Consider the following 11,185-nt stretch of genomic DNA (forward strand, 5'->3'; position numbering starts at 1 on the left):
TATGAAGAAAAATATACTTAACCTGTTTTTTATGAGCCAAGTGGTGTTTGTATGCCTGTCAGTAAAGGCGCAGAATACCCGCAACAATCCAACCTCCAACCACGGAAACAAATTTGAACAGTTAGGTACTACCTTACCCGATGCCAATACGTACCGTGCTGCATCAGGTGCGCCCGGCCATCAATACTGGCAACAAAGAGCCGATTATAAAATAGATGCTTTTTTAGATGAAAAGCAATTGCGTTTACATGGCGATGAAAAAATAACCTATTACAATAACTCGCCCGATGTATTGAGTTATTTGTGGTTACAGCTAGACGAAAACCAGCACAATCCTAAGAACGATGCCAACTATTTTGATGGCAGCGAAAAAAGTTTTCCTATTACCAAAAACCAATTAGAAGGACTGGATGTAGCAAAAAACTTAAACGGATGTGGTGTAAACATATTAAGCGTAACGGACAGTGCCGGAAAAGCTTTGCCTTATACCATTAACCTGACCATGATGCGTATAGATTTACCTATAGCATTAAAACCCAAACAAAAAGTTACGTTTAAAATAAAATGGAATTACAAACTTCCGGAGCGTATGAAAATAGGAGGCAGGGGAGGTTATGAGTTATTTGCTGACGATGGCAACAGCGTGTTTACCATTACACAATGGTACCCACGTATGTGTGTGTACAGCGATTACCAGGGCTGGAACAATAAACAGTTTACCGGCAGAGGCGAGTTTTCATTGGTGTTTGGCAATTTTGAAGTAAATATGAAAGTACCCGCTGACCACGTAGTAGGCTCAACAGGCGTTTGCTCCAATTATGCCGAAGTATTAAGTGCAGAGCAATTGGCCAGATACAACCAATCCAAAAAAGCATTGCAACCCATAGAAGTAGTAACCTTAGCAGAGGCTAAGCAACGCGAAAAAAATCCGGATACGGTAAACTATAAAGTATGGAAATACAAAGCAGAAAACGTACGCGATTTTGCTTGGGGAAGCTCCCGTAAATTTATATGGGATGCCATGGGTATAAACGTGGAAAACAAACCCATTATGTGCATGAGCTATTATGCCAAAGAAGCGTATGGCTTATACAACCGTTATTCAACCAAAACAGTAGCACATACCATTAAAACCTATTCAAAATTCACCATTCCTTATCCGTACCCTGTAGCCATTAGTGTAGAGGCCGCTAACGGCATGGAATACCCGATGATTTGTTTTAACTATGGCCGAACTGATGAAGATGGTACTTATAACTCACGCACCAAATACGGTATGTTAGGTGTTATTATACATGAAGTAGGGCATAACTTTTTCCCTATGATTATCAATAGCGATGAACGCCAATGGAGCTGGATGGACGAAGGCTTAAATACTTTTGTGCAGTTTTTAACCGAGCAGGAGTTTGATAACAATTATCCTTCATCGCGTGGGCCGGCACATAAAATGGTTGATTACATGCGCATGCCTAAAAACCAGTTGGAACCTATTATGACCAATAGCGAAAATATAGCGCAGTTTGGTAACAATGCCTATGGCAAGCCAGCTACTGCTCTAAATATATTACGCGAAACGGTAATGGGCAGAGAATTGTTTGATTTTGCTTTTAAAACCTATTGCCAGCGTTGGGCTTTTAAACATCCGTCACCGGCCGATTTTTTCAGAACCATGGAAGATGCCTCAGGCGTAGATTTAGATTGGTTTTGGCGTGGTTGGTTTTACGATATAGAACCTGTAGATATAGCTATGGATACCGTTATTGCTTTTACCGTTAAACATACCGATAAAGTACCCGAAAGCATGGATACCCTATACAGAAGAGCCAGGAATACAGACGAGTTTGAAAGCATTTCGAAACTAAGAAACAAAAAAAGCGGTATGCCATTTTTAGTTGACCAGGATACTGCCTTGCGCGATTTTTATTATTACTACAAACCCGAAAAAGAAACCGATAGCAAAACTGTTTTAAACAGGTATGAAAACATGCAGGTGTTAAACGATGAGGAGTTTAAAGCACTCGAAAATAAACACTATTACGAAGTACATTTTACCAATAAAGGCGGTTTGGTAATGCCTATTATTATACAATGGAATTATACGGATGGCACTTCAGAAGTGGAATATATCAATGCATACATCTGGCGTAAAAACGAGTATAAAGTAGTAAAAACATTTGCCAAAAATAAACAGGTAAGCAATATAGTTATCGATCCGTTTAAAGAAACAGCCGATATAGATGAAAGCAATAACAGCTGGCCACAAACCATTACCGAATCGAGGTTTGATTTGTTTAAAACCAAAGTATTGGGCAGAGGTGAAAATACCGACAGCAACCCGATGAAAAAAGCTAAGCAAGGGAAGTAAGATTATGGCAGCTGATAATGGTTTGGAATTGCTTGGACGTATTTTAACAATTCTATTGAATACAACCGAGGTTGATTCAAATGGTAATGTATTTGAATCAAGGAGGCGAATTGATATTATTGAGAACATAAAAATTGAGATTTACTCTCAAGAACATCCACCACCACATTTTCATGTAAAGTCATCAAACATTAATGCAACTTTCACAATTGACAAATGTGAATTGTTAATGGGGGATATAGATTCAAAAACTCAAAAGAAGATTGAATATTTTCATTCCTTAAATAAACATAAACTTATTGAGGCTTGGAATGAATCAAGACCATCGAATTGCCCTGTTGGACCAATAACAAATTAAATGAATAAACTTTTATTTTCTTCAGTCATAACATTAGTAATTGCTACTTCTTGTAATAACAGAACAAACACTCAGTTTGTTGGAAACAAGCAAGTTCCAATAATCAATAATAAAGACAGTAGAATTGCTCTTGTTGGTACAGAAAACATAATTAAAGGAAAAGAATTTTGTGCTTTTATAACGCAAACGAATAAGGATTTTAAAATAATAGCAGCCTATATTGGTACTGCTTCTGAACAGCCATGTGATTTTTCAAAGTCTCTTGTAGATACTACATTGAAAACAATTGATAATTGTTCTATTAAATTGTTGGTTGAAAATGATACAGGATATTTTTGTACTACACCTGCAATTACAGGAAAGTATATCCATAGACTTGCCGTTTTATCTATTGATAATCTTTCAAATTATTATCTTGATACACTTGAATTGAAATACACTTCAATGGAGTAATGGAAAGCAACGAAAAATTATGACTAGAATACTAATTTTTATTTTGACTTTATTATTGATATCCTGCAATTCAAAAAACAATAAAGTATATCCAAATGGTGACAAATATTTTGGAGAATGGAAGAATGATAAGCCCAATGGGAAAGGAACAATGTGGTTTAAGAATGGTGATACTTATACAGGCGAATGGAAAGATGGAGAATATAATGGAAAGGGAATATTTACTTTTGTAAATGGTGAAAAATATGATGGTGAATTTTTAAAATCAATTCGATGCGGAAAAGGAATCTATTCTTACTCGTCAGGTGAGAGATACGAAGGAGAATTCAAAAACTGTGAATTGAATGGAATCGTAACAAAATATTTTTCAAATGGTGATAAATTTACAGGAAGGTTCATTAATGGAAATCAAATTGGTAGTGGAGTATTTGTATGGAAATCAGGAGAAAAATATATTGGCGGGTGTAGAGATTATATCTCTCATGGATATGGGGTTTATACTTGGCCAAATGGGAATGTATATATTGGAAGTTGGAAAGAAGGTAAACAAAATGGTTATGGAATATTTAAATTTCCAAATGGTATGAACATTGTTGGTGAATGGAAGAATGATTTGGTAGATGGTAAAGCATCAATAACATGGGAGAATGGTGACAGATACGTAGGGGAGTGGAAAAATAATAAACGAACAGGCTTTGGTACTTTTACTTATGTTAATGGAGAAATAATAAAAGGAAGATGGAAAGACAATGAGTATATTGGAAAATAAATAATAGAAAAAAGATAATTGTATTATGAATCTTCGGCCACACATAAAAACCATCTACTTAACTACATTGCTTTTGCTAACGGTTTTTATTTGGTGGCAATTGTATTCAGCCCAATTTTTAGTTTATGATGATAATTATGGTGTATTGATTTATGCCTTTTTAGTTTCTGTTTTGGCTACCATTATTTTAATTGTATTATGGTTTAAAGCAAGGGCCTTTATCAAACAAAATGCTTTGCCTATCATACTGTTTTTATTGGCAAGTTCACCTGTAACAGTGTTGTTGGTTTTATACTTTTACAACGATTTAATTGGCCCATTGAAATACTAATGAAACAACTACTAAAAATATTGCTACTTATTATTTGCTTATTGGCATTGACAGCTTTTGCCTATTGGGCAGATGAACACGATTATTTTAAAAGCAACTATAACGACCTGACTGAGCAAGAAAAAGAAATCTTTAAATGGCGTTCAGACCCGGAAAATTTTGACCTTGCTGAAGTTTACAGGCAACATTTTGCCGACAGTGAATTTATATTCCCACGACAACAAGTTTCTAAAGTGAAGCTTTTTAAAAACATTCCGGTTGTTGGTATTTTTACAGGCAAAACATTAAAGCAAAATCAGGTAAGTAGCTTTATACAGTTTTGTAATGATACCGCTAATTTTGATTGGGGTGAAACTACCTGGGGGCTACATGAAGCGGAATATTTTATTCGGCTTTACAATGTCAATGACGAAGTAGTAGGTAAAATTTACTTTTGTCTTGCAGACTGCGGACACGTTTATGCAAGGCCATTTTCACCGTCCATGAAATTTGGAATGCTCTCCACAACTGGATTGGATAAAATAAATAAACTAATTAACAATAAAGAACATTGGGAGTAATTGATAGCATGAATACAGTGATAGAAACTGAAAGACTTATTTTAAGAGCATTGCAGCCAACAGATGTGACAGGTTTTTTCGAAATGGATTCCAATCGGGAAGTACATAAGTATTTAGGAAATAGTCCCATTAAAACAATGGAGCAAGCCCTTGAAAACATAAACAATATCATTCAACAATATAAAGACAATGGAATTGGAAGATGGGCTGTCATTGAAAAATCGTCAGGCCATTTTATAGGTTGGAGTGGTTTAAAACTAATTACTACTGAGGTAAACAATCACGTGAATTTTTATGATGTAGGCTATCGTTTACACCCAAATTTTTGGGGAAAAGGGTATGCTACCGAGTCGGCAAAAGCAGCCATTGCATATGGGTTTACGCAAATGAATCTGACCGAAATTATTGGCATTGCCGATACAAATAATGTCCAATCGAGAAAAGCACTTGAAAAATGCGGATTACGTTTTATTGAAAATTTCGAATTTCCATTATGGAATACATCCTGCGATTGGTTGCGTATTTCTAAAGAAGAATGGTTAGCACTAAATAAGTAAATGATAAAGTTAATTATTTACCTGTCATTTTGTATAGCCAGTGGTGTAGTTAATACCCATGCGCAAAATATAGCCGGTATTCAACACATGCTTGATAGTGCTTATGCTAAAACACCATTTTATGGAAACATACTCATAACTAAAAACAACAAAATACTTTTTGAAAAAAGTTATGGGTATGCCGATGCATTAAATGCAAAACCTTTAACCAATGAAAACGCTTTTCAAATAGCATCTGTTTCCAAACAATTTACAGCCTACGGTATCATGATTTTGAAAAACAAAGGATTGTTGGATTATGATAGTTTCGTTTGTAAGTATATTTCAAATTTCCCATATAAAAATATTACCATTAGGCATTTACTGACCCATACAGCAGGGCTTCCCAATTTTTGGGATGATATAAGACCACATTTAGATACCACAAAAGCAAATGGCAATCAAGAAGTATTAGCGTATATAATACAGCATAACATGCCTCTGTTAGCAGAGCCGGGTACCAAATTCCAGTATGCCGACATTGGGTACGATTTTTTAGCCAACATCATTGAAAACATTTCAGGTTTAAGTTACGAGGCGTTTATGCATAAGAACATTTTTAAACCATTAAAAATGAAAAACACTTATGCATATATGGGTACCGATATACGTAACATAAAGAATAATAAATTAGCCATTGGCCATACTTTTGACAATGGAAAGTTTGCATATGCACATCTGCAAGCCAAGTATAATTTTGTATATTATTTAGGCAATTTTTATGGTGATGGTTCTATGGTAAGCACCGCACGTGATTTAGCCATTTGGCATAAAGCACTTTCTGATTGCAAGCTTTTACCTTGTAACATACAAGAGGAAGCTATAACTGAACCTGTATTTAACAACGAGGTATTTTATGCCAGAACAAACCCTAATGTTGGCTACGGTTTTGGTTGGTTTATTAAACGGACTCCAACGGGCAAGTGGGTTTACCACAGTGGTGGACATCCGGGAAACTCACATATAGTTTATCGCTTATTGGATAAAGACATTACGTTTATTTTCTTATCCAATGCTGAAACACCAAACATAAAAACATTGCGAAACAATATCCTTCCATTACTTCAATAATTAATAAGTTACAGAACCAATTAAAAACTCAAATCAATGAACAATAAGTATTCCATCAGACTCATTACAGCAAACGATACCAGCGAAGTGTTAGCTATTTACAAACATTACGTATTGAACACCATTATTTCGTTTGAGTATGAAGCTCCCTCATTGGAAGAATATGTACAACGCATCAAAACAAATACCGATGATTACCCTTGGTTGGTTTGTACGTACGAAGATAAAATAATTGGTTATGCCTATGCCAGCAAACACCGCTATAGAACAGCTTACCAATGGTCGCCTGAATCAACCATTTATTTAACCAATGAAGCACATGGTACAGGCATTGCCAGGGTTTTGTATGAAACACTTTTTGCTTTATTAAAACTGCAGGGGCATTTTAATGTATATGCAGGTGTTGCCTTACCCAATGAAAAAAGCATGCGCTTTCATAAAGCACTTGGCTTTGAAGATATTGGTATATTTAAAAAGGTAGGCTATAAACATGGCAACTGGCACGATACGCATTGGTTTCAACTATTTTTAACCGAGCATGTTTTAAACCCGGCTACACCTAAAAAACTGGACGAAGTAATAAACCATATTGATTTTCAAAACATATTGGCAATGGCAAACAAAAGATTGGAAAATAAGCAGACAAAAACAGCTTAGCCATTGTCTAAGGAAACATGAAAGAAATAGTTCATTTAAACTGTGTAAAAATTGTTTCACCCATTAACGACAATGTATGCGGGCATTGTTTGTTAATTAAAGAAAATGATCAACTGCTTTTAATAGATACGGGCATTGGCCTTTTAGATGTACGCAATCCAACAGAAAGAATAGGACAGCCACTGATTGATATAGTGGGTTATCAATTTGATGAAAAGCAAACAGCTATCAAACAAATTGAAAGTTTAGGATTTAACCCTAACAAAGTAAACCATTGTATTATTTCTAATTTAGACAATGACCATATAGGAGGGTTGGCAGACTTTCCAAATGCAACGGTACATGTAGGAGTGGAGGAGTTTGAAAACTTTAATGCAGGCAATCCACGCTATTTGAAAACACCTTTAGCACACCATCCAACTATGAAGACTTATCCAAAATCGTATATGAGTTGGTTTGGTTTTGAAGCAAGAAAAATTGATGTGAATATAGAAACAGAAATTTTCCTTATTCCGCTTTTTGGCCATACATTGGGGCATTGTGGAGTGGCTATAAAATGGAGTAACAAATGGTTGTTTTACATTGCAGATGCCTATTATATGAACGTAGAATTAACAGACAGTAATCATCCGGTAAACGAGTTGGCAAAAATACGCGCAGATAACAATAATTTAAGATTAGCCACGCTTGATAAAATTAGAAAGCTGGTAAATGAACACCCTGAAATAGAAGTTTGGGGTTATCATGATATAGAAGAATTTAACCGGTACAAAAGTTAGTTTAAAATATTTTTATTAGCAGCTTTTTTCCTTACTTATAATTATAAATTAGCTACCAGTTGGCTGTAATCGTATTGCAAATCTTCGTGTAGGCTGCCTATTATTTTATGTATCTTTTTCAATTGTGCATCGTATAAATTACTTAATGCAGTGCTGCTTCTGTAATTAATCTTTAAGCTTTTTACTTCCGTACAAAAATGAATAAGTAACTCCAAACTTGTTTGTGGGTTGACAGAGTACTTACCGTACTTATTGGCAATCTTCAATATTTTACGAATGCTCTTTTTAGCAAAGTAAATATTGCGGGTATTTATTTCAGTAAACAATTCACTCATCAGTGCTTTCGTTTTTTCTATATACTTATTTTCATCGTGTAGCTCAAACAGCAGGTAGTTTAATAATTCCTTATTGTCTTTTTTGAATTTGGCTAAACGCAGGCAAGCCTCTAAAAGCTGGGCGTGGTCAAGCGTTTGTAGTTCTCTTTTTATTTCGGCTAATGAAGCGGATGGCAACATTTCGGCAATATATTTATTAAACGGTTATGTTATAAACGAAAGAATGAATTATGTAATAAAAAAAAGCCCGGTAAAACTTACCGGGCTATTTCTATTTACAAACAATAAGTTTTAGTAAGCTTTGGCAAATAAAACACGTTGTGTAGAAGGTTTGCCTGTTAGCACACATACACCGTTTTCCAAAGTATTATCCAATGGAACGCATCTGATAGTGGCTTTACTCATTTCTTTAATTTTTTCTTCCGTTTCGCCTGTGCCATCCCAATGGGCACTTACAAATCCGGTTTTGTTTTCAAGCGCATCTATAAATTCATCCCAGGTATTTACCGTGTGAATATGCTCCGTTCTGTAGTCCAATGCTTTTTTATAAATGCTTTCCTGTATTTCATCCAATAAGCGATGAATAGTTTCAGGCAGGTTTTCGCCACTTATAATTTCTTTTGTTTTTGTATCGCGTCTGGCTAATTCCACATTGCCTGCAGCTACATCGCGAGGGCCAATAGCTATACGCAAAGGCACCCCTTTTAATTCGTAATCGGCAAATTTATAACCTGGCGATATATTATCACGGTCGTCTAATTTCACCAAAATACCTTTGGCCTTTAAAGCTTTAAAATATTCATTGGCTTTGTCTAAAACCAAAGCTTTTTCGTCTTCTTTTTTACCGGTAATAGGTACAATTACAACTTGAATAGGCGCTAATTTCGGAGGTAAAACCAATCCTTCATCATCGCTATGGCTCATAATTAAAGCCCCCATTAAACGGGTAGATACGCCCCAGCTGGTAGCCCAAACATAATCCTTTACGTTTTCTTTGCTTACAAATTTTACATCAAAAGCTTTGGCAAAGTTCTGACCTAAAAAGTGGCTTGTTCCCATTTGCAAGGCTTTACCATCCTGCATTAATCCTTCAATGCAATAAGTTTCATCAGCACCCGCAAAACGTTCGTTTTCAGTTTTTATACCTTTAATAACCGGAACAGCCATAATGTTTTCAGCAAAGTCGGCATATACTTCCAGCATTTGTTTTGTTTCAGCTATAGCCTCATCTTTGGTAGCATGGGCTGTATGCCCTTCTTGCCATAAAAACTCAGCCGTACGTAAAAACAAACGGGTACGCATTTCCCAACGCACTACGTTAGCCCATTGGTTAATCAGTATAGGTAAATCGCGGTAGCTTTGAATCCAGTCGCGGTAAGTATTCCAAATAATGGCTTCACTGGTAGGGCGTACAATTAATTCCTCTTCCAGTTTAGCTTCAGGGTCAACTATTAGTTTGCCTTTGTTATCAGGATCGGTTTTTAAACGGTAATGCGTAACAATAGCACACTCTTTAGCAAAACCTTCTGCATTTTTTTCTTCGGCTTCAAATAAGCTTTTGGGCACAAACAAAGGGAAGTAAGCATTTTGATGACCAGTTTCTTTGAATCGTCTGTCCAATTCAGCCTGCATTTTTTCCCAGATAGCATAACCATAAGGCTTAATAACCATACAGCCTTTAACAGCAGAGTGCTGTGCTAAGTCCGCCTGTTCCACCAAATTGTTATACCACGCTGAATAATTTTCGCTGCGTTTTACTTTTTTAAATTCTGCCATAATTAATAATTGAGGCGCGAATGTAATGATTGAATTATGATTTTTGAATTATGATTTTTGAACCATTTCATTCCCTTTCAATTATATCTGGTCTTCGTTATGTTAAACTAAAGTCATGTCGAGCAGAGTCAGGAGTCAAGACATTTATTTTAAACTATCAAATACTTTATCAATATTTGTGCGCCCTGTTATTTTAAATCATTAATAATTACAAACATGCAAACAGCTATATTAAAGCAACTATACCTTTTTGAAGTAGCCAATTTACAACGCGAAATAGAACTATACACCAGCGATGAAAAATTATGGTTAATTGATGGGCAGATAAAAAACTCAGGAGGTAATCTTTGTTATCATTTAATAGGCAGCATGAACCATTTTATAGGTGCTACTTTGTTACATACTGGTTATGTAAGAAACAGAGATGCTGAGTTTGTAGTAAAAGACATTAGCACAGCCGATTTACTAAAATTAATAGAGGATTTAATAGTACTGTTAAATAAGGCTTTTACAGAGTTAACAGACGATGATTTAAATAAAACATTTCCGTATGATTTTATGGGTACAAATACAACAGGCTTTTATTTAACCCGGTTTTTATGTCATTTAAGTTATCACTTAGGGCAAGTCAATTACCACAGGCGTTTATTGGATATATAAAAGGCAGCTTCCCGGCTGTTTTTAACGGACTTTTCCACTTTCTCATTCCTTCTTATTTTGTCATGTTGAGCGAAGTTGAGACGGACAAATGAGTGTATTTAAGGCATGTACTACTTTGTGTCATGAAATGGTCATGAAAATTACACTTGTTTTTTTGTTCATAGAGAATTTTTTCTACAAAAGCAATAAATATTTTGTGTAGGGATTAATTCTATTTTTTTCTTTTAATCACATTAATCTGTTAATAATTTTTGTTAATTATTTGTTTTTCAGTGATGTATTTTCAATTCTTTCATTTTTGGTCTTTCCTTTTTTTGATCTCTAAATTTTAAAAAAGAGTAAAAACCCCATGCAAGATAGGGTAAAAACCCTACAACAAACCGAGGGAAAACACTTCCAAAAAAGAGTATAAATCTCTGAAAATGGAGTATTTCCACTACATACTACCTACATCTAATGTTTATACTTTTGGCAT

At 35.2% G+C, this 11,185-nt stretch carries 13 protein-coding genes; 11 read left to right on the plus strand and 2 right to left on the minus strand.

Features of this window, described 5'->3' with window-relative positions; translation table 11 throughout:
- The first annotated feature begins 1 nt into the window (after window position 1).
- The 10 genes from V4538_08635 to V4538_08680 are packed head-to-tail and all read left to right on the plus strand — an operon-like array spanning window position 2 to window position 7,939.
- Window positions 2–2,365, plus strand: a complete 2,364-nt coding sequence (locus tag V4538_08635; GenBank protein MES2381093.1) for a M1 family metallopeptidase — start codon at window positions 2–4, stop codon at window positions 2,363–2,365.
- A gap of 4 nt (window positions 2,366–2,369) precedes the next feature.
- Window positions 2,370–2,723, plus strand: a complete 354-nt coding sequence (locus V4538_08640; GenBank protein MES2381094.1) for a DUF4160 domain-containing protein — start codon at window positions 2,370–2,372, stop codon at window positions 2,721–2,723.
- Complete coding sequence (locus V4538_08645) at window positions 2,724–3,176, plus strand: hypothetical protein (protein MES2381095.1); 453 nt, start codon at window positions 2,724–2,726, stop codon at window positions 3,174–3,176.
- Window positions 3,177–3,195: 19 nt separating this feature from the next.
- On the plus strand, window positions 3,196–3,945 hold the full coding sequence (locus V4538_08650) for a hypothetical protein (protein ID MES2381096.1): 750 nt from the start codon (window positions 3,196–3,198) through the stop codon (window positions 3,943–3,945).
- Window positions 3,946–3,970: 25 nt separating this feature from the next.
- The gene (locus tag V4538_08655; GenBank protein ID MES2381097.1) at window positions 3,971–4,276 is read left to right on the plus strand and encodes a hypothetical protein; all 306 of its coding nucleotides are present in this window, start codon (window positions 3,971–3,973) and stop codon (window positions 4,274–4,276) included.
- On the plus strand, window positions 4,276–4,836 hold the full coding sequence (locus V4538_08660) for a hypothetical protein (GenBank protein MES2381098.1): 561 nt from the start codon (window positions 4,276–4,278) through the stop codon (window positions 4,834–4,836). The genes V4538_08655 and V4538_08660 overlap by 1 nt, the downstream gene beginning before the upstream one ends.
- An 8-nt stretch (window positions 4,837–4,844) precedes the next feature.
- Complete coding sequence (locus V4538_08665) at window positions 4,845–5,393, plus strand: GNAT family N-acetyltransferase (protein MES2381099.1); 549 nt, start codon at window positions 4,845–4,847, stop codon at window positions 5,391–5,393.
- Entirely contained in the window at window positions 5,394–6,503 is a 1,110-nt protein-coding gene (locus V4538_08670; GenBank protein ID MES2381100.1) for a serine hydrolase domain-containing protein, read from the plus strand.
- A gap of 36 nt (window positions 6,504–6,539) precedes the next feature.
- Window positions 6,540–7,160, plus strand: coding sequence for an N-acetyltransferase family protein (locus V4538_08675; protein ID MES2381101.1), 621 nt, complete (start codon window positions 6,540–6,542; stop codon window positions 7,158–7,160).
- Between the two features lie 17 nt (window positions 7,161–7,177).
- On the plus strand, window positions 7,178–7,939 hold the full coding sequence (locus V4538_08680) for an MBL fold metallo-hydrolase (GenBank protein ID MES2381102.1): 762 nt from the start codon (window positions 7,178–7,180) through the stop codon (window positions 7,937–7,939).
- 41 nt (window positions 7,940–7,980) lie between these two features.
- On the opposite strand, the gene V4538_08685 is transcribed toward V4538_08680, so the two are convergent.
- Complete coding sequence (locus V4538_08685) at window positions 7,981–8,454, minus strand: hypothetical protein (protein MES2381103.1); 474 nt, start codon at window positions 8,452–8,454, stop codon at window positions 7,981–7,983.
- Window positions 8,455–8,565: 111 nt separating this feature from the next.
- The gene (proS, locus tag V4538_08690) at window positions 8,566–10,050 is read right to left on the minus strand and encodes a proline--tRNA ligase (GenBank protein MES2381104.1); all 1,485 of its coding nucleotides are present in this window, start codon (window positions 10,048–10,050) and stop codon (window positions 8,566–8,568) included.
- Window positions 10,051–10,266: 216 nt separating this feature from the next.
- Between proS and V4538_08695 the strand changes: the two genes are divergently transcribed.
- Window positions 10,267–10,710 (plus strand): DUF1572 family protein, encoded by a 444-nt coding sequence (locus V4538_08695; GenBank protein ID MES2381105.1) that lies wholly within the window; start codon window positions 10,267–10,269, stop codon window positions 10,708–10,710.
- The last annotated feature ends 475 nt before the right edge of the window (window positions 10,711–11,185 follow it).

The sequence above is a fragment of the Bacteroidota bacterium genome (genome assembly GCA_040388375.1).
In the GTDB taxonomy this organism is placed as follows: Bacteria; Bacteroidota; Bacteroidia; order UKL13-3; family UKL13-3; genus JAAFJM01.

Bases quoted from the DNA above. Each gene is read 5' to 3' on its own strand.
- V4538_08635 (MES2381093.1), top strand. From the start codon at position 2: ATGAAGAAAAATATACTTAACCTGTTTTTTATGAGCCAAGTGGTGTTT.
- V4538_08640 (MES2381094.1), top strand. From the start codon at position 2,370: ATGGCAGCTGATAATGGTTTGGAATTGCTTGGACGTATTTTAACAATT.
- V4538_08645 (MES2381095.1), top strand. From the start codon at position 2,724: ATGAATAAACTTTTATTTTCTTCAGTCATAACATTAGTAATTGCTACT.
- V4538_08650 (MES2381096.1), top strand. From the start codon at position 3,196: ATGACTAGAATACTAATTTTTATTTTGACTTTATTATTGATATCCTGC.
- V4538_08655 (MES2381097.1), top strand. From the start codon at position 3,971: ATGAATCTTCGGCCACACATAAAAACCATCTACTTAACTACATTGCTT.
- V4538_08660 (MES2381098.1), top strand. From the start codon at position 4,276: ATGAAACAACTACTAAAAATATTGCTACTTATTATTTGCTTATTGGCA.
- V4538_08665 (MES2381099.1), top strand. From the start codon at position 4,845: ATGAATACAGTGATAGAAACTGAAAGACTTATTTTAAGAGCATTGCAG.
- V4538_08670 (MES2381100.1), top strand. From the start codon at position 5,394: ATGATAAAGTTAATTATTTACCTGTCATTTTGTATAGCCAGTGGTGTA.
- V4538_08675 (MES2381101.1), top strand. From the start codon at position 6,540: ATGAACAATAAGTATTCCATCAGACTCATTACAGCAAACGATACCAGC.
- V4538_08680 (MES2381102.1), top strand. From the start codon at position 7,178: ATGAAAGAAATAGTTCATTTAAACTGTGTAAAAATTGTTTCACCCATT.
- V4538_08685 (MES2381103.1), bottom strand. From the start codon at position 8,454: ATGTTGCCATCCGCTTCATTAGCCGAAATAAAAAGAGAACTACAAACG.
- proS (MES2381104.1), bottom strand. From the start codon at position 10,050: ATGGCAGAATTTAAAAAAGTAAAACGCAGCGAAAATTATTCAGCGTGG.
- V4538_08695 (MES2381105.1), top strand. From the start codon at position 10,267: ATGCAAACAGCTATATTAAAGCAACTATACCTTTTTGAAGTAGCCAAT.